The organism is Sphingomonas oligophenolica (assembly GCF_039522915.1).
GTDB classification, from domain to species: domain Bacteria; phylum Pseudomonadota; class Alphaproteobacteria; order Sphingomonadales; family Sphingomonadaceae; genus Sphingomonas; species Sphingomonas oligophenolica.
Genome location: NZ_BAAAEH010000005.1, coordinates 365,268 through 385,323, shown reverse-complemented (window position 1 = coordinate 385,323; position 20,056 = coordinate 365,268). Strand labels below are relative to the sequence as shown.

Here is a 20,056-nt window from a genome sequence, read left to right as displayed (position 1 = left end):
GGACTCAACATAAAATGGAACTCGACATGACTGGGGCCTTGCCGGACGCGATCATCCGGCCGATTTCGCTTGGTTTCATGATCGCGCAGGCAGTGCCGTTGGTGGCGATCGCACCGGGCATGCCCCAGACGACCGAGCTTGCCTGATCCTGGACGACGACACTGCCGCCGCGATCAATGATCCGCTGCGCGCCCTCGCTGCCGTCACGGCCCATGCCGCTGAGCACGACCGCCAGCGCGCGCGCGCCATAAGCCTGGGCGAGGCTGTCCAGCATCGGGTCTACCGAGGGTGTACAGCCGCTTTTGACGAGCTCATTCGAGAGGCGGATCGACGCATTCTCGCTGTTGCCGACGATCCTCATATGCGCCGTGCCCGGTGCCACGATCACCCGGCCTGGGCGAATGCGCAGCCGGTCGACCGCGACGTCGCAGGGGCGGCCCGCCAGCACCGCGATCTGCGCGGCGAAATAGGGCATGAAGGATTCGGGCAGATGCTGGGTGATCAGGATCGGCAGCTGGAAGCTCTCCGGGATCTCCCGCAGCAACAGGCTGAGCGCGTGAATACCGCCGGTCGACGCGCCGATCGCGACGATGTCGAAGACGGCGCCCGGGCGGTCACTCGCGAACGGCTGTGAGTCGGCGACGACGCGCGCGCGGACTGGCGTGCGAATGGGTGTCTGGGCGGGCGCCGGCGTCGCTTCGAACAGCCGGAAGAGCTTTTCATCGAGAACAGTCGAGAATCGGCTGGCAAAGTCGCCGATATCGGGTTTTTCGAGCGTATCGGCCGCGCCGAGCGCAAGCGCCTCGATCGTCGCCGCCGCGCCGTCGCCGCAGGACGAGGAGACGATCAACACCTTTGCCCCCCGTCCCGCCGCGAGCAGGTCAGGCAGCGCGGTAAGACCGTCGACGCCGGGCATCTGGATGTCGAGCAGAATCCCGTCCACCTGGTTGAGCTCGAGGAACGCGAGCGCCGCCTTGGCGTGCGGCACGGCGCCGGCAACGGTGAATCGGCCGCTGAGCCCGATCGCGCGCGAAATCACCGCCCGCGCGACGACTGAATCGTCGACGATCAGTATGCTCGGCCTTTCCCGGCCCTCTGCGAACCGGGAACGCTTGTGGATTGAGCGGGATGGCATGACGACCGGCCTTTTCAGGCCATGCCGACGATCTGAAGCTTGCTTTCGAGCGTCTCGCGGTCGAAGGGCTTCATCACATATTCGTCGGCCCCCGCCTCGATTGCGGCGCGGATATGCGCCAGACCATTCTCCGTAGTGCAGAACACGACCTTGGGACGGCGCGTGACGGCGCTGTCATGAAGCGCGCGCAGGAAATCCATCCCGCTCATCACCGGCATGTTCCAGTCGAGCAATACGACATCCGGTGCAGACTCGAGACAGCTGTCGAGCGCCTCGCGTCCGTCGCCGGCTTCGGTCACATGGAAATTGAGCGTCTCCAGGATGTGCCGCGCCACCTTTCGGATCACCTTCGAATCATCCACCACGAGGCACGTCTTCATTGAGCTACACCCTGTTTTTCGCCCCTTGAGGCCTTCTTCTGCCCGAAATGCGTAAGCGTCGCGTTAATCGCCGGTCATGCCGCGATGGCGGACAGGCCCGGCACCAGCGCGCGCAGGTCGATCGCGAGGATCGGTTCGCCGTCACGCTCGATGATGCCGCAGCCGGTCGCGCGCCAGCCGGCGTCGAGCAGGACGCCCGCCATCGGCAACAGATCGAACGGCGCCACGTCTTCGAGCGAATCGACCATGATCGCGTAATGATGGCCCTCGACATGCGTGATGACCGCGCGGGTCGCCTGGACCTCGGCGGGCGGCAGCCCGAGCGCGGCGCGCGTATCGATCACCGTCACGACCCGGCTGCGCAACGCCGCGAGCCCGCGCACCTGACGGTCGGCGCAGGGCACCGGCACGACCGCGCCGATATCGACGACCGATTCGACCTGCCCCGATTCGATCGCGACCGCGCGGCCGGCGAGCTGGGCGATGAGGAAGAGTTGCGGCATCAGCGGCCTCCAGCCGAGGTTGCGAGCGCGGCGAGCAGGCCGTCGCGATCATAGCGGTAGACGGTCGCTTCGCGCGTATTGGCCGCGGCACGCTGGCGACGCAGCCGGACGACCGGTGCGCCATCCTTCGCCTGGGGCGCCTCGGTATTCGTCGTCAGGATGACGGCGGCGGTTTCGCCCGTCTTCAGCCTCGTCGCGACTCGATAGCCGGCACCCTCGAGCAAGGGCTTGAGAAAGGCGTTCATCCATGCCGAATCGGCGCCGTCGATCAGGCAGAGAGGGGGCTGCGAATCGGCGCCGGCCACGCCGTGAGTCGCGAACAGCCAGTGGAGATCGAGCAGTTCGATCTGTTCGCCGTCCATCGCGACGACGCCTGCTACCGCACCGACCTCGCGGGCCGGCACCAGATTTTCGGGCAGCGTGACGATGTCGAGCGCCTCGGCGATGGCGTAGCCGATCTCGGCATCGCCGTCGCGCAGCCTGAGGACCGACACTATCGGGCGCGTCGCCCATTCGCCCTGCGCGGCGAGCGGGATGATCCGGCCTTCGGTCGAAAGCCGCAAGCGGCCGGCCGAGAATTTGATCGCCTCGACCGGAATCGGCTCGATCCGGTCGATAATGGCGAGCGGCACCAGCCGGCGGACGCCATCGAGATCGTCGAACAGCAATGCCGAAACGCTCGGCGCCTCGGCTTCGACCAGCGCATCGTCAGTCACGATCTCGCGCCCGAATTGCAGGCCGGCGACCGCGGCGACGCCGGCGCAATCGATCAGCAGCATCGGCAGGCCGCTGTCGGGCAGCGTCTGCCCGGCATAGACGCCGGTCACCATCACCGCCGGCGCGGCCGGCTTGATCACCAGTTCCTCATGATCGAGCACTGAATCGACCGCCAGCGCATAGCTGCCGCCGGGCACACCGACGATGACCAGCATGCGGGCCTCCTCGGTGCGGGCGAAACCGAGCATGGCGCCGAGATCAATCAGCGGCATCCGCCGGTCGCGCACCGTCGCCATCGCCGTATCGCCGAGCATGTCGACCCGGATCGCATCGCCGCCCACGCGGACGATCTCCTCGATCGCCTGGCGCGAGATGGCGAAACGCTGGCCGCCGACGCCGACGCCGATCGTCGCGATGATCGAGAGGGTGAGCGGCACATGGATCGCGATCCGCAGGCCCTTGCCGGGCGTATTGTGCAGTTCGATCCGCCCGCCGATCTGTTCGACATTGGCGCGCACCACATCCATGCCGACGCCGCGGCCCGAGATCGCGGTGACCTTGTCCTTGGTCGAAATCCCGGCCTCGAAGATCAGCTCGAGCTTTGCCTTTTCGCTGAGCGCACGCAGGTCGCTTTCCTTGCGCGGTCCTTGCGCCGCGACCCTGGCGATCAGCTGGTCGGTATCGATGCCGTGCCCGTCATCGCTGATTTCGATGATGATCTGGTTGCCCGATTGCCGCGCGGCGACCGTCAGCCGGCCATTTTCGCGCTTGCCGAGCGCACGGCGCTCGGCCGGCGCCTCGATGCCATGGTCGATCGCGTTGCGGACGATATGGACGAGCGGATCGCGCATCATCTCGATCATCTCGCGATCGAGCTCGACGTCGCTGCCATCCATATAGAGCGCAACCGACTTGCCGAGTTCGCCCGCCGTATCGCGCACCATGCGCGGCAAGGCCGAGAACAGGGCATCGATCTTCTGCATCCGGGTCCGCGTGACGGTGTCGCGCATCTCGGCGACCGTCAGCGACAGCCGCTCGAGCGCTGCCTCGACGCTCGGGTCGGCGCCCTCGTCGCGCAGCCGTCGCGCCAGCTCGTTGCGGGCCAGCACCATGTCGGACATGCCGCTCATCATGCGATCGAGCAGATCGACATTGAGGCGGACGCTGCGGGTCGGGTTGCGCAGTGCCGTCGCCGCCTGAACCTGGACCACCTCTTCCGAGTCGGCATCGAGGGCAGCGATCAGCAGATCCTCGCTCGAATCGTCGAGCGCGACGCCGGCGTCGATCGCCTCGACGATCTCCCCGATCCGGTCGACGATCGCGAGCACCGCATTGACCAGCTTGGTGTCGGGCAGCCGCCTGCCCGAGCGCACCGCGTCGAGCACATCCTCGGCGGCGTGGCTCAACCGGGCGAGTCGCGGCAGATCGAGGAAGCCGCAGCTCCCTTTCACCGTGTGCACGAAACGGAAGATGGCATCGAGCCGGTCTCGATCGTCGGGCGCGGCTTCCCACGCAACGATTTCGCCCGCGAGCGCTTCGAGCGTCTCCCGGGTCTCGGCGATGAATTCCTGCAGCAGATCGTCCATGGGCCCCCGCGAATTGAAGGAGACCTTGGACGGGAACCGGTTAAGGTCGGGTTTACCCGCGGAAGGTTGCGCCGAACAACAGCACCGGTTCGTCGGGGTCTGAAACCTGCACTGATCCGCCGCCATCGGCGACCAGCGCATGGACCAGATAGGCGGCCGCGGCACGCGGCGTGATCAACGCATCGCCCTGCGCGCCCAGCAGCGCCGTGCGCAGCTCGGGATCGAGCACGATCCTCGGCCCATCCGCGCGCACCACGATCTCGACCTGCCCGTCGACCACCTCGGCGCCGACATCGAGCTGCCCGCCGCGAATCAGCGCGTCGCCGGCGATGAGGGCGAGGTTGAGCAGCACCTTGATCGCTGATTTGGGCAAGGTCGCATCCTCGACCAGCCAGCCGAGATTGACCCGATGATTCTCGCCGAACAGCCCCTCGATCGCGGCCCGCGCCTCGCGCGAATCGACCGTCTCGCCGAATCCGCCCGCGGCGCCGAAGGCCAGCCTGAAGAATTTCAGCTTGTTGGCCGATGCCTTGGCGCTTTCCGCGAGCAGTTCCAGGCACCGGTTGCGCATCTCCGGATCATGCTCGTCGGCCAGCAATTCGAGCCCGTTGTTGAGCGCGCCCACCGGGCTCAGCAGGTCGTGGCACAGGCGCGAACAGAGCAGGCTGGCGAAATCGACCGCGCTGATGGTCATGGATTGGGTACGCTCCGGGTCTTGTTGGGCCGCCTCTTCTGGCGAAGCGGGGGCCGTGGTGCAAGGGCGGTGGCCAACAAGGGCGGCATATGCTGTGGCATATGCCAATTGGGAGATGTCGCCATGGGTGTCGAACGCCATGTGAGACTGTTCACGAATGGCCGCAGTCAGGCCGTGCGCATTCCGCGCGAATTCGAACTGCCCGGTGAGGACGCGATCATGCGGAAGGAAAATGGCAGGCCCATCATCGAGCCTGCCCCGCCACGATCGCTCCTCGGCCTGCTCGCGACGCTGTCCCCGATCGAGGAGGATATCCCGACGATTGCTGATGAAGCCCCAGAGCCTGTCGATCTGTGACAAGCTATCTGCTCGATACCGACATCGTGTCCGACCTGGTCCGCAATCCCCTGGGTCGGGCTGCGGCGCGGATCGCCGATGTCGGCGAGGATAAGATATGCACAAGCATCATCGTCGCCTGCAAATTGCGCTACGGCGCTGCGAAGAAGGGATCGACCAGACTGGCTGCACAGGTCGATGCCGTGCTCGACGTTATCCGGATCCTGAACTTCGAGCCCGATGCCGACCAGCGTTACGGCACGCTGCGCACTCAGTTGGAGACCGCCGGCACTGTCATCGGCGCCAACGACATGCTCATCGCCGCGCACGCGCTCTCTATCGGCGCGACCCTCGTCACCGGCAATGAGCGTGAGTTCTCCCGGGTGAAGGGACTGCATCTGGAGAACTGGCTGCGGCCAGCAGAAGGCGGCTAGAGGAAGTGACACCATCCTGCCGCTAGGGGCTTGCCCCACCACGCCCGCTTCGACCATGCGGGGGCGATGACGTTTCAGGTAGACATGGGTGGCGACGGCGCGGGCAAATCAGTCTGCATCGATCTCGAGGAGCTGCTCGCGACTCGGCTGCTCGTCCAGGGCAATAGCGGCTCGGGCAAATCGCACCTGCTGCGCCGGATGCTCGAGCGCAGCGCCGGCCAGGTCCAGCAGATCGTGATCGATCCGGAAGGCGACTTCGTCACCCTCTCGGCGTACGGCCATATCGCGATCGAGGCGGTCGACTATTCAGTCGCCGAGATCACGCGCTTCGCCGGCCGCTGCCGCGAACATCGCACCTCGGTGGTGCTGAGCCTCGAAGGCCTTGAGATGGAGGGCCAGATGCGCTGCGCCGCCGCCTTCATCAACGGCCTGTTCGATGCCCCGCGCGAGCATTGGTACCCTGCCCTGCTCGTCGTCGACGAAGCGCAGATCTTCGCCCCCGCCGCCGGCGCCGAGGTGAGCGAGGAAATCCGCCGCGCCTCGCTCTCCGCCATGACCAACCTCATGTCGCGCGGCCGCAAACGCGGCCTTGCCGGCATCATCGCCACCCAGCGCCTCGCCAAGCTCTCCAAGAATGTCGCCGCCGAGGCGAGCAACTTCCTGATGGGCCGCACCTTTCTCGACATCGACATGGCCCGCGCCGCCGATCTGCTCGGCATGGAGCGCCGCCAGGCCGAGGCGATCCGCGATCTCGCCCGCGGTACCTTTCTCGGCCTCGGCCCCGCCATCTCGCGCCGCCCGATCACGGTGAAGATCGGCCCGGTCGAAACCTCGGCGCGCAGCTCGAGCCCGGTCCTCACCCCCCTCCCCGAGGCGCCCGCGGGCGACATGCGCCAGTTCCTCCTCGCCGGCCTCGAAGAACCCGCCCCGCCCCCACCCGAACCGCGCGCGCCGCGCCCCGCACCCGCTGACCAGCTCCTGCGCGATCTCGCCGGCACACCGGCGCGCGAGGTCGTCGAGGAGCTAGCGCTGCACGACGAGGCCGAGCTCGAACAGGTGGTGATCGACATCCTCCGCGCGATCGTCGACGACGCCGATTCGACCGCCCGCCCGGCAGCCGTTCTGTTCCAGGATTTCCAGGTCAGGTGCCGGATGGTCGGGGTGAAGCGCGCGCCGCTTGACCCCTCGGCCTTCGCCCGCCGCCTCGCCGCCGCCCGCGCCGGCATTTTCGACGGGCTCGACGACGAATGGCAACAGGCGCTCGAGACGGCCGAGGGCCTGCCCGACGACATGCTCGGCGCCTTCCTCCTCATCGCCCGCGCCGCGCGCGCGGGGGAGCCCTGCCCGAGCGACGAAGCGGTCGCCCGCACCTATGGCACCAGCTCGCTCGGCCGCGCGCGGCGGGTGATGAGCTATATCGAAGGCCGCAACATCTTCGTGACACGGGTGGATCTAGCGGGAAAGCGCTCGATCACCATCCCCGGCCTCGGCTGGACGACCGCGGCGGCCGAGATCGGCTGACCCCCGTCATCCCATATTTCCTTCCCCGGCCTTCGCCGAGGAAGGAAAAAGGGCTTTCATTCGGATCATCACCAACCCCTCCCGGCAGTCGGCGACGCAGCCCGATTGATCCCCACCCCCCGCACCCCCATCTCCGCGCGACAGCATCGACCCAGGGAGCTCACCCCATGCACATCGGTTTCATCGGCCTCGGCCAGATGGGCAGCGCCATCGCGGCCAACCTCGTCAAGACGGGCCATGACGTGAAGGTCTGGAACCGCAGCCCCGAAAAGGCCGCTCCGCTCGTCGCGGCCGGCGCCACCCTGGCTGCCTCCCCCGCCGACGCGGCCTCGGGCGAGGTCGTCCTCACCATGCTCGCCGACGACATGGCGGTCGAAGCCGTCACCTTCGGCGAAGACGGCATCCTCGCTGCCCCGAACAAGCCGATCCATGTCTCGCTCAGCACAATCAGCTTCGCCCTCGCCGAGAAACTCACCGCCGCCCATGCCGAGGCCAGCGGTTCCTTTGTCGCCGCTCCGGTGTTCGGCCGCCCCGCCGCTGCGGCGGCCGCCAAGCTGTTCGTCGTCGCCGCCGGCCCTGCGCAAGCCCTCGCCGCCTGCACCCCGCTGTTCGAGGCGATCGGCCAGAAGACCTTTCCCCTCGGCCACACCCCGTCCGCCGCCACCATCGTAAAGCTCAGCGGCAATTTCCTGATCCTGTCAGTGATCGAATCGCTCGCCGAGGCAATGACGCTCGCCGAAAAGCACGGCGTCGAGAAGGCCGCCCTGCTCGAAATCCTCACCGGCACCCTGTTCGGCGCGCCGATCTACCAGGTCTATGGCAAGATCCTGGTCGACCAGAGCTTCCGCCCCGCCGGCTTCGCGGCGCCGCTTGGCCTCAAGGACATGAACCTCGTCGCGGCCGCCGCCACTGATGCGCGCGTGCCCATGCCGGTGCTCAGCCTCCTCCGCGACCGCCTTCTCGCGACGATCGCCCGCGAGGGCGACGATATCGACTGGTCAGGCATCGCCAGGACCGTCGCGGACAATGCCGGCCCCGCATCCTGACCGCCGCTCCCCAACCTTGCCCATCCCCGACAAAGGCATCCTGCCAATGCGCACCATCTCCGACGACGTCGCCGTCCGCCTCTATCATCTCGACGACAGCGGCACCGCGACCACGCTGCTCTACGGCACGCTCGCCGAAGCCCTGCTGACCGCCGAGGCGCAGCCCGCCGAGGTCCAGGCTGACCTGTTCCTTCAGACCAGCAACGATGTCGTCTCCTGGCTCGACTATATCGAGGGCTGACTCACCGCGGCGCCCGAACCCCGCCCCGTCACTGCACCGCCGGCAACGCCAGCCGCTTCGGCCCCTCGGGACATCCGTCGCGATCGACCACGCCGGGGGTCAGCACGAACGCCCCCTCGCCCTTCGCCCGCCCCTTCGGGTTGGGCTGGCCCGCCACCACATGGCAGAGATCGGCCGCGCCCTCGGGCGTCTCGACGAAATCGGCATGGCCGAGACCGCTCGACACGGCGCTGGTATCGACCACTTCGAGCTCCCCCGGCCGCGCCTTGGGGTAGCAGCGCGTCGACCCCGTTTTGTCGCGGCGCCACAGGTCATAGACGCAGTTCGCGTCCCCGGCGCGCGGGCTGCCATGCACTGCCCAGCTCGTCTGCAGGGCGCGGTCGAAGCGCGAGGCATAGACAGTGATATGCCGCTCGGGCCCGGCGATCGCCGCGGCGAGATCTCGATCGAACATCTCGCGGTCGACATCGGGCGAGGCGAGGACGATCGTGCGGACATGGGTGGAGAGCCCGGGATGTGATCGCTGGAGATCGCGCAGCGCGTCGATCGCGATCCGGTTGCCCATGCTGTGCGCGACCAGCACGACATCCTCGGACTCGCTGGTCAGCGCCAGCAACAGCTGGTCGAGATAGGGCTGGGTCCAGCGGTTATTCTCCTCGTCCCAGGTATATTTCGCGACGGCGCGCTGGGAGGGCCAGAGGAACGCGATCACCGGCCCGTCGAACCCGGTGGCGACGCCGATCGCGTCAGCGCGCGACAGCACTTCGGCTGGCGCATTGTTGAAGCCGTGGACGAACAGCAGCACGCGCTTGCTCTTCGACGTGGCAATGTCTGCCCGCAGTTTCTGCCGCCAGGCCGGCTCGCCCGTCAGGTCGAATGTCGGCAGCTTGCCCGCAGCCGTGTGCGGCGGCCCGGCCACGCCATAGCGGACCGGCCCATCATACGGCATGGGCGAACCGAACGGCATCGGCGTCCCCCGCCCGATCGTCAGCACCGGCCCCGGGCCCCGGCAGTCGGGCAGGCTGGTCGCCACGACATAGACCAGCCGCTCGGCGGTGATCGCCACCTGCCGGGTCATCGCCGGGCAGCCGGCGGCCATGACTGAATAGTTCGGCGGCGCGCTCACACAGGCCGAGACCGAAAGAGCGGCGGCGATTGCCGCGAGCGCCGGCAGGGGTTTCGACATCGGCTATTCTCCCCGCGGCGACCACGCGCCGCGTTGTGCCGACGCCCGAATCGTTCGGTCCCGGCGGGGGTGTTCTGGCAGTTGTTACGGGTGCGAAAAAGGGTTGATGAGGTAACCGGCGGCGGTTGGATATGGGACGATGTTTTTCTCACCACCTCTCGCCGTCCTCATGCTATGGTAATCGAATGACGAAACTGTCGAAAAAGCGGCCGATTTCCGCGGAAGCCCGCGTTCTGGGTGATCGCGCCTTCGCGGCGATTACCGCAATTGAGGGCATCGCTCTGAGCTTGGAAAGCCAACGCCGGTTCGCTTCGATGCGAAGCCGCAATTTGACGCCGCAAGAACAACGTGCCGAGATCATTCGTGCCTATGCGGACGCCAAACGGCCTCGATGAATCTCTCGGGTTATGACGCCTTCGACGATCCCTATGCCTATAAAGGTACCCATGTTCTGAAGAATAAGCTCGGCTTGCGAGACACGGCCGCGCTCGAATCATTCGAACTCGAAATGTCGAATTCGCGGGCGACCGAGGCGCTTCCCGACGGGGATTATGACCCTCGCCATTATCGGGAAGTTCATCGCCATCTGTTTCAGGACGTTTATCGCTGGGCGGGAAAATATCGGACGGTTCGAACGTCGAAGGATAGTAACCCATTTTGCTTCCCGGAGCATATCCCGAACGAGATGAATCTTCTTTTCGAGGCGCTTCGAACAGATTGCCTGCCGAGTGAAGACGCTTCCTCTTTCCTGGCGTCCGCCGCCGCGTTTCTGGCCGAGCTCAACGCGATCCACCCGTTTCGAGAAGGCAACGGGCGCGCCCAGCTCGCCTTTATGCACTTGGTGGGACTGCGGGCTGGTTTCCCGTTCGACTTTTCGCGGGCAAAATCCGACACATTCCTGGCGGCCATGATTGCGAGCTATCACGGAGACCTGACGCCGCTGGTAACTGAACTCAGGGCTCTCCTGACCTGACAGACAGCCTGAGCTTTCGGTTGGGTAAGCAAGCGATGCACGGCCACCGTTCAAACCTTGAAACAATGCTCCCGATGCCAGCTCAGGAAGTGCGGATGCGGCCGATCGGCCGGCGGCAGGGCATGGCCGCTCTTGTTGATCATCCCGCGAATCCCTTCGGGATCATTGACCTGTCGTGAGACAAGAACCCGCCGCGCGGGTTCCTGCATCGGCGGATATCACGCGGCTGTCGGTGCCCGATATCCTTCGCAATCTATGCCATTCATTCATATAGCGATTTCGCGGGCCGGCCAACGACAGGATGTCGTCCTGGAAAATTCGTTGGGCGACGTCGTGCCAGCTCGGCTGAAGCGCGAGGGAGAAGATTGTGCGAGGAACCGGGGTTGTGCGTGCTGTCTCCGCGCTGGCGACACTCATGATTTTGCTGACCGCATCGCCGATGGTGCGCGCGCAGCCGGGCCAGGCTCCGAACCTCAGCGAAGCGGGTCGGACGCGGACCAACTTCAACGCCGACTGGCGGTTCAACCTCGGCAAGATCGATGGCGCTGAGGCACCCGACTTGGACGACGCGGGCTGGAGCCATGTCGGCCTGCCGCACAGTTTCAGCATACCTTATTTTCGTGCGACGGACTTCTACACCGGCGACGGCTGGTATCGAAAGAGCTTCACCCTGCCCGCGGTCGCGCCCGGCCGGCGCTATTTCCTTGAGTTCGAGGGCGCGTTTCAGGATGCCCGCGTTTATGTGAACGGCGTCGAGCTCGCGCACCATCGCGGTGGCTACACCGGCTTTCCGGTCGACATCACTCGAGCGGTCCGCGCGGGACACAATGTCGTTGCAGTGCGCGTCAACAACGAGTGGCAGGCAACCCTGGCGCCGCGCGCGGGCGAGCATGTATTCAGCGGTGGACTGTATCGCGACGTGTGGCTGGTCACGTCGGACGCAGTGCATGTGCCGTGGACCGGCACGCGCGTCACGACGCCCGAGCTATCTGCGGCGTCGGGCCGGGTCGCTGTGGAAACCGAGGTGCGCAATGACGGCGGCGCGCGCGCGGACGTGATGGTGGAAACCCATGTCGTTGATGATCGTGGCCGTGCGGTGGCGACGCTGCCGGATGCGCGTGTGAGCGTCGAGCCAGGCACGACGATGGTCGCGAAACAGTTGTCGGCACCGATCGCGCGACCGAGGCTGTGGAGCCCGGAGACGCCATCGCTGTATCGCACGGTCACCAGCCTGCGTGTTGCCGGCGCGGAGCGTGACCGATTCGAGACTGAATTTGGGTTCCGCTGGTTCGAATGGACCGCGGATCGCGGTTTCTTCCTCAACGGCAGGCATCGATACTTCAAGGGCGCCAACGTCCATCAGGATCAGGCCGGGTGGGGCGACGCGGTGACCAACGGCGCGATCGAGCGTGACGTGCGGCTGATCAAAAACGCCGGGTTCGATTTCATCCGCGGTTCCCACTATCCGCACGATCCGCATTTCGCCGAGGCAACCGACCGTATCGGCATGCTATTCCTGTCCGAAGCGCCGTTCTGGGGCACCGCCGGGTTCAGGAACGCCTGGGGGGCTTCCGCCTATCCGCCCGATGCGGCTGACCGCGCCGCATTCGACGCCAATGTCAAACAACAGCTCACGGAGATGATCCGGATCAACCGCAACCACCCGTCGATCGTTGTGTGGGGCATGGATAACGAGGTGTTCTTCACCGAAAAGGAGACGCTTCCAGAAGTACGCCGGCTACTGAAAGAGATGGTCGCATTGAGCCACCAGCTCGACCCGACACGCCCCGCCGCGATCGACGGGGCGCAGCGCGGCGAGATCGACAGGCTGGGCGACGTGGCCGGCTATAACGGCGACGGCGCCAGTCTCTTCCCCAACCCCGGCGTTCCCAATTTCGTGGCCGAATATGGATCGACGATGGAAGACAGGCCAGGCACCTACGAACCCGGCTGGGGCGACCTGCCCGCTACGCCGGGCGCGGACAAGGCGCGGGAAGGCTCGTGGCGACTGTCGTGGCGCGCGGGCGAGGTGATCTGGGCCGGATTCGATCATGGGTCAGTAGCCGGCAAGCGCTTCGGCGGGATGGGCATGATCGACTATTTCCGCCTGCCGAAGCGGCAATATTACTGGTACCGCAACGCCTATGCCGGTGTGGCGCCCCCAGCCCCGTCCGTGGCCGGCACTCCTGCCGCGCTACGCATCTCCACCAGCAGCCCGACGATTGCTCGCGCCGACGGCACCGACGACGTTCAAGTGATCGTTAGTGTGGTCGACGCCCTCGGCCGCCGTCTCAGCAACAGCCCACCGGTACGCCTCGTGATCGAATCCGGCCCGGGTGAGCTGCCGACCGGGCGCGTAATCGACTTCGCGCCCGACAGCGACATCGCCATCCGTGACGGTGAGGCGGCGATCACCATGCGCAGCTGGCAAGCCGGAGTGTCGCGGCTGCGCGCGACGTCACCAGGGGTGAAGGACGCCGTCGCGACGATCCGGACGATGTCAGGTCCCGCCTATGTAGCGGGCAAGACGCCGCTCGTCGTCGAACGACGCTATGTCCCGTTCGTTGCGCCGGTTCGCGAGCGCGCCGGCGACGGAACATTCGGACCCAACAATCCGACGTTCGCGAGTTCGAACGCGCCTGGCCACAGTTCGCAACTGGTCAATGACGGCAACCCGGCGACCTATTGGGCTCCGGCTGGCGAAGACACGGCGATGAGCGTCACTATCGACCTGGAGCGTGTGGTCGAGGTGCACGCATTGACCCTCAGTTTTCCTCAGGCAGCCGGCTATGGTTTCGTGGCGGAGATCGAGGACCGGCAGGGTAATTGGCAAAAGCTTGTCGAGCAGATCGAAGGACAGGACGATCGCCGGACCCGAACCGTGGAAACCGAGGCGCTGGCGGGCCGCCAGGTCCGCCTCCGCCTCCGAGTCCCGCCTGGTGCGACGGCTGGCCTGGCCGATCTGCAGATCATCGGCGCGCTACGAACGGAGTGACTTGGCGATCGCGAGTACGACAACGGCCAGATGGCTGGTTGCGGACACTGGCTGAACGGCAGTTATATTCCTGGCGGTCATTTGGGCGACCAGGCGCGGGGAACGCCTGCTTTCGCAGCATCGGGCCAGAGGGCCGTCGTTCCGCTAACCTTTAGAGTTCGGGCCAGGCGACAATTCGATGGACCGCCCCCCCAAAAAAAGCGGCGCGGGAATCACCCCGCGCCGCTTCCGTCGATCAGCCCCCACGGCCAATCACCTCTTGTGCTTGTGCTTCTTCCCTCCGGTATCGCTCGTGGCATCGCCCGTGGCGGGCGATGTCGTGGCCGAGCTGTCCGGCGCTGGGGTGGTCGGGCTCGCCGCCGGGTCAGGCATGGTCGACGGCTGGGTCGCCGTGTCCGGGGTCGGTGCGGTGGGCGCGGTTGTTGTCGGCGCACCCGACGTCGTCTGGCCAGGCGTCGTCTGGGGCGTCGTCTGCGCCGTGGCAGGGAGGGCGATGGCGAGTGCCGCGCAGGCAATCGCCGTGCTCAAGGTCTTGATATTCATTGCGTATCCACTTCCGGAAAATAGATCCCCTGTGCGGCTGCAATGCCAAACCCTCGCCATCAGTACGACCGCGAGTCGGCAAGCCGAGCCAGTCGCGGGGTGTGTGGCGCGCCGCCGCCGGCTCATCGTACCGGGGACACGCTCCGTCGATTCAACCCCGGCCCCGAACCCTCTATCCCCCGCTGATGCGCACCGGCCGGCCATCCCGCTACAAGCCCGCTTTCGTCGAACAGGCGCGCCTGCTCGGCCGTCTCGGCGCCGACACCGCCGATCTCGCGGGCTTCTTTTCGGTCAGCCTCGCCACCCTCTATCGCTGGCAGGCGCGCTACCCGGATTTCGGGCTCGCTTTCGCGATGGGCCGGGCGCAGGGCGAAGGGCTGGAAAAGCCCGGCATGTTCAGGCGTGCGACCGGCTATGCCTTCAGCGCCCGGCGCGAGTATCGGACCAGGGCCGGCGAACCGATCGCCGCTGATTTCACCGTTCGCGTCCCCGCCGATCCCAAGGTCGCCCTGCGCTGGCTGCGCAACCGCCGGCCCGAGACATGGTGCGGCGAGGCCCGTCCCGCAGCGATAAAGCGCGCGCCACGCCCGCCCAGGCCACCCCGTGGCCCGGCGCCGGAATAAGGCGCCCGGCCGCTCCGGCGGTACGAGGCCAGCGCCCGATCAACGCCCATCCCGCGCCACCAGGCTGCGCACGCCTGCGGGCGCCTCGTCGAAAACCAGATCTCGCCAAATATTCGCGAGTCCGTGCGCGTTCGTCCAGCCACAGCCTCTGACGCCATGATCGATTCTCATAAGTCGGCAACTATATGAAAACTACATTCTCACCTGCCCGTCACTATACCGCCACCGAACGCAGAACGATCCAGCCCCAATGGCAGAGCAATACAGGGCCTCTTCTGCCGCGTTGCATCCGCTTCGACAAAAATCGGGGTGGACGTGCCCTGACAAAGACCCCTTCCTGCTTGCCGCCTTTCCGAACCCGCCCGCCCTTTTACTTCACGCACGTTCTCGGCACCCGGCCGGGCCTCAGCCGCGCGCCCGAAATTCGCACCGCTCCCGCCCAATCTGAAATTGCCCTTGCCGCGGCACCGCCCTATCACCTTCAAAACAAAGGGGTCGCGTCTTTCTGCAGGGGAAGCCGCATGCACAAGCCGTTCAATATCCTCCAGGCCGCGATCCTGAAGGCGCTCACCGAGGCGCTGTTTCACGAGATCGACATGAAGATCACGCCCGATCAGGTCGTGGACAATATCCAGCGCCAGTTCGCCCAGTTCCACGGCAACATGCCGCGCGAAATCGGCGCGTCGCTGGTGCTGCTCTGCCTCCTGATGGGCGGTCCGGCCTTCCTGATCGCCGGCCCCGCCTGGCGTGCGCGGCGCGTGCGGAATCGGCTCGAACGCACCAGCAACAACCTGCTTCAGGATATCGGCAAGATCCGCGGCGTCGTCTATGCCGGCTATTACGGCCATTGGGAGGGCGACAGCCAGAAGCAGCGGCCCAATCCGGTGCTCGCCCAGATCGATTTCGCCCTGCCCGCCGATCGGGTGCGCGGCCCCGCCGACATGCCGATCGCGCCCTTTCACGGGCGCGACCTGACCGATCGGGATATCCTCGGCCCGGGCGATGTGCCGGAAAGCGCCGGCGTCATCGTCATCGGCTCGGGCGCCGGCGGCGGCGTCGCGGCGGCGACGCTCGCCGCGCAGGGCCACGACGTGCTGATCCTCGAGGCCGGCGGGCATTATCCGTCCGAACGGATCACCCACAAGGAAGCCGACATGACCGCCCGGCTGTTCGTCGATGGCGGCCTGCAGAACACCCGCGATCACGACATCATCGTCTTCCAGGGCCGCTGCGTCGGCGGCTCGACGGTCATCAACAACGGCATCTGCCTGCGCGTGAAGCAGCCCGGCCACACCCATCCGATGGCTGACGACGTGCTCGCCAAATGGGCGGCGCTCGGCGCGCCGGTCGACGAGGCGCGCTTCATGGGCGCCTATGAGGCGGTCGAGAAAAGGCTCGGCGTCGCGCCGATCGCCCCCCGGTCAGGGCGCAACAACGGCACCCATCTGATGACCGGCTGGACGGCGCACGCCGCCGCCACCGGCGATCCGCAGGATGCCGCCGCGCCCGTCACCTGGTTCAGCAAGAATTACGGCCCCCGCTCGGAGGGTGGCGCCGGCAACGCCGAATGCGCCTATTGCGGTTACTGCAACACCGGCTGCCCCTATGGCCGCAAGCAGGGCATGGCCCAGTCCTTCCTGATCGATGCACGGCGCAAGCATGGCGCGCGGATCATGGCCGATGCCGAGGTCGTCCGGATCCGCTGGAAGGACGCGACGAAGGATGATTGTCGCGTGGCCGACGGGGTCGAGCTTAAGCTCGCTGACGGCAGCACCCATTTCATCCGCGCGACCCAGGGCGTGGTCGTGGCCGCGGGCGCGCTCGCCTCGAGCCGCCTGCTCGATCGCAGCGGCGTGCTCGGCACCGGGCTCGACATGTCGCTCAACATCTCCTGCCCGGTCGTCGCGCTGATGCCGGGCCAGGTCCGCGCCTGGGACGAGGACCAGATGGCGACCTATGTCGATCGCGGCGATTATCTGCTCGAATCGCATTTCCAGCCGCCGATGAGCATGTCGACCCTGATGCCCGGCTGGTTCGGCGATCATTTCGAGCGCATGCGCAATTATGGCCGCCTCGCCTCGGCCGGCGTGCTGATCCCCGCCGATCGCCAGGGCAGCCTGATCAACGGCGGCCTCCATTTCAAATTGCGCAAGGATGTCGAACTCCCCCTGCTCCGCCGCGCGCTGGCGACCCTGTCGCGAGTCCATTTCGCGGCCGGCGCCGAGGAGGTCTATCCGGCCCTCGCCCGCGGCCAGACGTTGAAGCGCGGCGAGGATATCGACGCCTTCTTCTCCCGCCACCTGCGCGAGGCCGACGACGTCACCCTCGCCAGCTCGCATCCCCAGGGCGGCAATGCCCGCAACGCCGATCCGGGCAAGGGCGTGGTCGATCTCGATTGCCGGGTCCACGGCACCACCAATGTGATCGTCGCCGACGCGAGCACCTTCACCAGCTGCATCCGGGTGAACGCCCAGCTCACGACGATGGCGATGGCGCATTATGCGACGGCGGAGAGGAATCCGTTCACGTGAAGTCCCACGATCTTCGTCACCCCGGACTTGTTCCGGGGTCCATCGTGCCGCAAACCAATCCGCCGATGCTCTTGCGGAGGGATGGATGCCGGAACGAGTCCGGCACGACGTTCTGGGTGGGGTTCTACCCCACCTCCAACCCGACCTCCTCGAAACGCCCAACCTCGACCGACCGCCACAACCGCCCCTCGTCCGAAGTAAGGATCAACCACAAAGCCCCATCCCCCATCGCCTGCGCCGCGTCGCGCGCCGAAGGAACCGGCTCCCCGGAGGGATGCGAATGATAATGCCCTATCACCACAGGCCCCCCGGCCCGCGCTCGCCGATACGCCGCGAACAGCGCGCCAGGCTCGATCTCGAACGCCCGCGCCGGTTCCGCAGCGACATTCGCGCACGCCTCGGCCGCCTCGATGCGCGCGCCAATATCACCCGGCGCCCCGAACAACAGCCCGCACACCTCGAAACCGGGAGAATCTTTCGCTTCGGCTAGCAGCCTCGCCAGCAGAGTGCTTGAAATTGCGTACCCCATAACCACATCAGCTATCGCATGAACCGGGGGGTTTCCACCATCGCAGCGCGCATCTCGGACGAGGCCAATGGCTGGCGTCTCGATCGTGCGCTGGCCGAAGCGGTACCGACCCTGTCGCGCGAGCGCCTCAAGGCGCTGATGTCGAGCGGCCAGGTCAGCGACGCGAGCGGCGCCCTCGCCCGCGATCCGGCCCGCAAGGCAGTCGCCGGCGCCGTCTACACCGTCTCGGTGCCCGAACCGACCGCTGCGCACAACGAAGCCCAGGACATCGCGCTCCAGGTGGTGTTCGAGGACGAGCATCTGATCGTCATCGACAAGCAGGCCGGCCTCGTCGTCCATCCGGCCGCGGGCAATCTCGACGGGACGCTGGTCAATGCCCTGCTCCACCACTGCGCCGGCAACCTCTCGGGCATCGGCGGCGTGGTCCGGCCTGGCATCGTCCACCGCATCGACAAGGATACCTCGGGCCTGATGGTCGCCGCCAAGACCGATCGCGCGCATGAAGGGCTGGCCCGCCAGTTCCACGATCACAGCATCGATCGGCGCTACAAGGCGATCGTCACCGGCCGCCCGCTGCCGTCGGAAGGCACGGTCGACGCACCGCTCGCGCGCAGCCCGTCGAACCGCAAGAAGATCGCGATCGTGCCGAACGGCAAGCGTGCGGTGACTCATTACAAGACGCTGGCGCGGCTGAAGGAAGCGGCGCTGGTCGAGTGCCGATTGGAAACCGGCCGCACCCACCAGGTCCGCGTCCATATGGCGTCGATCGGAAATCCCTTGCTTGGGGACCCGGTTTATGGTAGAACAAAACCAGTCCACAGGCAGGTTTTGGAAACCCTGCATTTCCGCCGCCAGGCATTGCACGCAGCCCGGCTCGGGTTCATTCATCCGGCGACAAGCATCGCTATGGCATTCGATAGCGAAATGCCGTCGGACATGCAGGAACTGTTCGATACACTCTGTTGTTAGGTTCAAGCGCGTGTCGCCTCATGGGGGCCGCGCCAATTAAGGGAGATTTGATCATGGCAAGCGGCAGCAACGTCCCGGCGACGATCCCCGCGCTCGGTGGAGAGGCAAGCCTCAACCGCTACCTGTCCGAGATCAAGAAGTTTCCGATCCTCGCGCCCGAGCAGGAATATATGCTCGCCAAGCGCTTCGAGGAGCATGGCGATACCGAGGCTGCGGCGCAGCTCGTCACCTCGCACCTCCGCCTCGTGGCGAAGATCGCGATGGGCTATCGCGGCTATGGCCTGCCCGTGTCCGAGCTGATCAGCGAGGGCAATATCGGCCTGATGCAGGGCGTGAAGAAGTTCGAGGCCGATCGCGGCTTCCGTCTCGCCACCTATGCGATGTGGTGGATCCGCGCCTCGATCCAGGAATTCATCCTGCGCTCGTGGAGCCTGGTGAAGATGGGCACCACCGCCGCGCAGAAGAAGCTGTTCTTCAACTTGCGGCGCATGAAGTCCAAGCTCGACGCGTTCGAGGACGGCGATCTCTCGCCTGAGCATCTCGCGAAGATCGCCAAGGATCTCGGCGTCACCCAGGAAGAGGTGACGAGCATGAACCGCCGCATGGCGATGGGCGGGGATACCTCGCTCAACGTGCCGATGCGCGAGGACGGCGAGGGCCAGTGGCAGGATTGGCTGGCTGACGATTCGCCTCTTCAGGACGCGGTCGTGGCCGATGCGCAGGAGGCCGATGTGCGCCACGAGATGCTCGAGAGCGCGATGAGCGACCTCAACGAGCGCGAGAAGCACATCCTGACTGAGCGCCGCCTGACTGACGATCCCAAGACGCTCGAGGAACTGAGCCAGGTCTATGGCGTCTCGCGCGAGCGGGTCCGCCAGATCGAGGTCCGCGCCTTCGAGAAGCTGCAAAAGGCGATGATGCGCCTCGCCGGCGACAAGCGGATGCTTGCCCTGGCATAAGGTGATGGCCGGTGCTGACGTTATCGTCGTCGGCGCCGGCGCCGCCGGCATCGCCGCCGCCGAGGCCGCGATCGGGACAATCGCTGCCGGCCGAACCACGCAATCGCGGTTTACCGGCGCCCCACCCGTGCCTAAAAGCAACGCATGAGCGACGA

21 protein-coding genes are annotated in these 20,056 nt (G+C 66.3%); 13 read left to right on the top strand and 8 right to left on the bottom strand.

Annotated elements, in window-relative coordinates; genetic code table 11:
• Positions 1–4: 4 nt before the first annotated feature.
• The 5 genes from ABD050_RS04405 to ABD050_RS04385 form a co-directional block, all read right to left on the bottom strand.
• A complete protein-coding gene (locus ABD050_RS04405) occupies positions 5–1,075 on the bottom strand; it encodes a chemotaxis protein CheB (protein ID WP_425542410.1) in 1,071 nt (356 codons plus the stop codon).
• Positions 1,076–1,149: 74 nt separating this feature from the next.
• Positions 1,150–1,515, bottom strand: a complete 366-nt coding sequence (locus ABD050_RS04400) for a response regulator (protein ID WP_343887974.1) — start codon at positions 1,513–1,515, stop codon at positions 1,150–1,152.
• A 74-nt stretch (positions 1,516–1,589) separates the two neighbouring features.
• Positions 1,590–2,018: a chemotaxis protein CheW gene (locus ABD050_RS04395; RefSeq protein ID WP_343887973.1), complete on the bottom strand. Its 429-nt coding sequence runs from the start codon at positions 2,016–2,018 to the stop codon at positions 1,590–1,592.
• Positions 2,018–4,321, bottom strand: coding sequence for a chemotaxis protein CheA (locus ABD050_RS04390; RefSeq protein WP_343887972.1), 2,304 nt, complete (start codon positions 4,319–4,321; stop codon positions 2,018–2,020). Before ABD050_RS04390 ends, ABD050_RS04395 begins: the two co-directional genes overlap by 1 nt.
• A 52-nt stretch (positions 4,322–4,373) precedes the next feature.
• Complete coding sequence (locus ABD050_RS04385; RefSeq protein ID WP_343887971.1) at positions 4,374–5,015, bottom strand: histidine phosphotransferase family protein; 642 nt, start codon at positions 5,013–5,015, stop codon at positions 4,374–4,376.
• Positions 5,016–5,138: 123 nt separating this feature from the next.
• On the opposite strand from ABD050_RS04385, the gene ABD050_RS04380 reads away from it, so the two are divergent.
• The 5 genes from ABD050_RS04380 to ABD050_RS04360 all read left to right on the top strand — a co-directional run bounded on the left by ABD050_RS04380 (position 5,139) and on the right by ABD050_RS04360 (position 8,593).
• Entirely contained in the window at positions 5,139–5,372 is a 234-nt protein-coding gene (locus ABD050_RS04380; RefSeq protein WP_343887970.1) for an antitoxin, read from the top strand.
• Positions 5,369–5,785 (top strand): type II toxin-antitoxin system VapC family toxin, encoded by a 417-nt coding sequence (locus tag ABD050_RS04375; protein ID WP_343887969.1) that lies wholly within the window; start codon positions 5,369–5,371, stop codon positions 5,783–5,785. Before ABD050_RS04380 ends, ABD050_RS04375 begins: the two co-directional genes overlap by 4 nt.
• Positions 5,786–5,851: 66 nt before the next feature.
• Positions 5,852–7,306 carry an AAA family ATPase gene (locus tag ABD050_RS04370; RefSeq protein ID WP_343887968.1) on the top strand — a complete coding sequence of 485 codons (1,455 nt, stop codon included), beginning with the start codon at positions 5,852–5,854 and terminating at the stop codon, positions 7,304–7,306.
• A gap of 167 nt (positions 7,307–7,473) precedes the next feature.
• Positions 7,474–8,352, top strand: coding sequence for an NAD(P)-dependent oxidoreductase (locus ABD050_RS04365; protein WP_343887967.1), 879 nt, complete (start codon positions 7,474–7,476; stop codon positions 8,350–8,352).
• Positions 8,353–8,398: 46 nt separating this feature from the next.
• Positions 8,399–8,593, top strand: a complete 195-nt coding sequence (locus tag ABD050_RS04360) for a hypothetical protein (protein WP_343887966.1) — start codon at positions 8,399–8,401, stop codon at positions 8,591–8,593.
• 28 nt (positions 8,594–8,621) lie between these two features.
• Here the strand turns inward: ABD050_RS04360 and ABD050_RS04355 are convergent, their stop codons facing one another.
• Positions 8,622–9,779 carry an alpha/beta hydrolase gene (locus ABD050_RS04355; protein WP_343887965.1) on the bottom strand — a complete coding sequence of 386 codons (1,158 nt, stop codon included), beginning with the start codon at positions 9,777–9,779 and terminating at the stop codon, positions 8,622–8,624.
• Positions 9,780–9,964: 185 nt separating this feature from the next.
• Between ABD050_RS04355 and ABD050_RS04350 the strand changes: the two genes are divergently transcribed.
• The 3 genes from ABD050_RS04350 (at position 9,965) to ABD050_RS04340 (ending at position 13,747) form a co-directional block, all read left to right on the top strand.
• Positions 9,965–10,174: a hypothetical protein gene (locus tag ABD050_RS04350; RefSeq protein WP_343887964.1), complete on the top strand. Its 210-nt coding sequence runs from the start codon at positions 9,965–9,967 to the stop codon at positions 10,172–10,174.
• Positions 10,171–10,752 (top strand): Fic/DOC family protein, encoded by a 582-nt coding sequence (locus ABD050_RS04345; RefSeq protein ID WP_343887963.1) that lies wholly within the window; start codon positions 10,171–10,173, stop codon positions 10,750–10,752. The genes ABD050_RS04350 and ABD050_RS04345 overlap by 4 nt, the downstream gene beginning before the upstream one ends.
• Positions 10,753–11,137: 385 nt before the next feature.
• Positions 11,138–13,747 carry a glycoside hydrolase family 2 protein gene (locus ABD050_RS04340; protein ID WP_343887962.1) on the top strand — a complete coding sequence of 870 codons (2,610 nt, stop codon included), beginning with the start codon at positions 11,138–11,140 and terminating at the stop codon, positions 13,745–13,747.
• A gap of 252 nt (positions 13,748–13,999) precedes the next feature.
• Here the strand turns inward: ABD050_RS04340 and ABD050_RS04335 are convergent, their stop codons facing one another.
• Entirely contained in the window at positions 14,000–14,290 is a 291-nt protein-coding gene (locus ABD050_RS04335; protein ID WP_343887961.1) for a hypothetical protein, read from the bottom strand.
• 185 nt (positions 14,291–14,475) lie between these two features.
• Between ABD050_RS04335 and ABD050_RS04330 the strand changes: the two genes are divergently transcribed.
• Positions 14,476–14,913 (top strand): hypothetical protein, encoded by a 438-nt coding sequence (locus tag ABD050_RS04330; RefSeq protein ID WP_343887960.1) that lies wholly within the window; start codon positions 14,476–14,478, stop codon positions 14,911–14,913.
• A gap of 521 nt (positions 14,914–15,434) precedes the next feature.
• Entirely contained in the window at positions 15,435–17,444 is a 2,010-nt protein-coding gene (locus tag ABD050_RS04325; protein WP_343887959.1) for a GMC family oxidoreductase N-terminal domain-containing protein, read from the top strand.
• A gap of 124 nt (positions 17,445–17,568) precedes the next feature.
• Here the strand turns inward: ABD050_RS04325 and ABD050_RS04320 are convergent, their stop codons facing one another.
• On the bottom strand, positions 17,569–17,973 hold the full coding sequence (locus ABD050_RS04320) for a M67 family metallopeptidase (RefSeq protein WP_343887958.1): 405 nt from the start codon (positions 17,971–17,973) through the stop codon (positions 17,569–17,571).
• Between the two features lie 18 nt (positions 17,974–17,991).
• Here ABD050_RS04320 and ABD050_RS04315 point away from each other — a divergent pair, with 18 nt between their 5' ends.
• From ABD050_RS04315 to ABD050_RS04305, 3 genes are read left to right on the top strand one after another with little or no spacing between them, the layout of a single operon-like run.
• Positions 17,992–18,942 (top strand): RluA family pseudouridine synthase, encoded by a 951-nt coding sequence (locus ABD050_RS04315; RefSeq protein WP_343887957.1) that lies wholly within the window; start codon positions 17,992–17,994, stop codon positions 18,940–18,942.
• A gap of 53 nt (positions 18,943–18,995) precedes the next feature.
• Positions 18,996–19,901, top strand: a complete 906-nt coding sequence (gene rpoH, locus ABD050_RS04310) for an RNA polymerase sigma factor RpoH (protein WP_343887956.1) — start codon at positions 18,996–18,998, stop codon at positions 19,899–19,901.
• Positions 19,902–19,905: 4 nt separating this feature from the next.
• Positions 19,906–20,049 carry a hypothetical protein gene (locus tag ABD050_RS04305; protein ID WP_343887955.1) on the top strand — a complete coding sequence of 48 codons (144 nt, stop codon included), beginning with the start codon at positions 19,906–19,908 and terminating at the stop codon, positions 20,047–20,049.
• The last annotated feature ends 7 nt before the right edge of the window (positions 20,050–20,056 follow it).

Bases quoted from the DNA above. Each gene is read 5' to 3' on its own strand.
- ABD050_RS04325 (WP_343887959.1), top strand. From the start codon at position 15,435: ATGCACAAGCCGTTCAATATCCTCCAGGCCGCGATCCTGAAGGCGCTC.
- ABD050_RS04305 (WP_343887955.1), top strand. From the start codon at position 19,906: ATGGCCGGTGCTGACGTTATCGTCGTCGGCGCCGGCGCCGCCGGCATC.
- ABD050_RS04335 (WP_343887961.1), bottom strand. From the start codon at position 14,290: ATGAATATCAAGACCTTGAGCACGGCGATTGCCTGCGCGGCACTCGCC.
- ABD050_RS04390 (WP_343887972.1), bottom strand. From the start codon at position 4,321: ATGGACGATCTGCTGCAGGAATTCATCGCCGAGACCCGGGAGACGCTC.
- ABD050_RS04365 (WP_343887967.1), top strand. From the start codon at position 7,474: ATGCACATCGGTTTCATCGGCCTCGGCCAGATGGGCAGCGCCATCGCG.
- ABD050_RS04320 (WP_343887958.1), bottom strand. From the start codon at position 17,973: ATGGGGTACGCAATTTCAAGCACTCTGCTGGCGAGGCTGCTAGCCGAA.
- rpoH (WP_343887956.1), top strand. From the start codon at position 18,996: ATGGCAAGCGGCAGCAACGTCCCGGCGACGATCCCCGCGCTCGGTGGA.
- ABD050_RS04385 (WP_343887971.1), bottom strand. From the start codon at position 5,015: ATGACCATCAGCGCGGTCGATTTCGCCAGCCTGCTCTGTTCGCGCCTG.
- ABD050_RS04315 (WP_343887957.1), top strand. From the start codon at position 17,992: ATGAACCGGGGGGTTTCCACCATCGCAGCGCGCATCTCGGACGAGGCC.
- ABD050_RS04395 (WP_343887973.1), bottom strand. From the start codon at position 2,018: ATGCCGCAACTCTTCCTCATCGCCCAGCTCGCCGGCCGCGCGGTCGCG.
- ABD050_RS04360 (WP_343887966.1), top strand. From the start codon at position 8,399: ATGCGCACCATCTCCGACGACGTCGCCGTCCGCCTCTATCATCTCGAC.
- ABD050_RS04370 (WP_343887968.1), top strand. From the start codon at position 5,852: ATGACGTTTCAGGTAGACATGGGTGGCGACGGCGCGGGCAAATCAGTC.
- ABD050_RS04355 (WP_343887965.1), bottom strand. From the start codon at position 9,779: ATGTCGAAACCCCTGCCGGCGCTCGCGGCAATCGCCGCCGCTCTTTCG.
- ABD050_RS04350 (WP_343887964.1), top strand. From the start codon at position 9,965: ATGACGAAACTGTCGAAAAAGCGGCCGATTTCCGCGGAAGCCCGCGTT.
- ABD050_RS04330 (WP_343887960.1), top strand. From the start codon at position 14,476: ATGCGCACCGGCCGGCCATCCCGCTACAAGCCCGCTTTCGTCGAACAG.
- ABD050_RS04400 (WP_343887974.1), bottom strand. From the start codon at position 1,515: ATGAAGACGTGCCTCGTGGTGGATGATTCGAAGGTGATCCGAAAGGTG.
- ABD050_RS04380 (WP_343887970.1), top strand. From the start codon at position 5,139: ATGGGTGTCGAACGCCATGTGAGACTGTTCACGAATGGCCGCAGTCAG.
- ABD050_RS04345 (WP_343887963.1), top strand. From the start codon at position 10,171: ATGAATCTCTCGGGTTATGACGCCTTCGACGATCCCTATGCCTATAAA.